Origin of the sequence: Pseudomonas frederiksbergensis (genome assembly GCF_003732665.1) — a bacterium.
Taxonomy (GTDB): Bacteria; Pseudomonadota; Gammaproteobacteria; order Pseudomonadales; family Pseudomonadaceae; genus Aquipseudomonas; species Aquipseudomonas frederiksbergensis_G.
The window spans coordinates 1-298 of record NZ_MOBP01000204.1 but is presented as its reverse complement, the minus strand read 5'-3'; the positions used below and the strand labels follow the sequence as shown (position 1 = coordinate 298).

Annotated in this window: 1 protein-coding gene; it reads right to left on the bottom strand. The window is 59.1% G+C overall.

What is annotated here, in order from left to right; translation table 11 throughout:
- Positions 1 to 12 precede the first annotated feature (12 nt).
- Positions 13 to 298: substrate-binding domain-containing protein (locus tag BK665_RS33825; RefSeq protein WP_185076753.1), on the bottom strand; the 286-nt coding region annotated here is incomplete at its 5' end.

Here is a 298-nt window from a genome sequence, read left to right as displayed (position 1 = left end):
CACAAGGGGAAATTAACGTGCGGTGGAGCCGCGGACGATCAGCTCGCCGGAGAAGACCTGCTCGCGTACGGCCTCACTGGTGCCTTCAATACGACGAACCACTTGTTCTACAGCAGCATAGCCAATCTGCCAGGTGGGCTGTTTGAAGGTGGTAATGCCGACGCCAGCCAGCTCCGCCCACTCCAGTTCATCAAACCCCAGCAGACCGATATCGCTGCCCCAGTGCAGGCCAATACGCTTGAGTGAGCGGGCAACCTGCAGGGTTAGTGCCCCGTTGGCGGAGATAACGGCTTTGAGA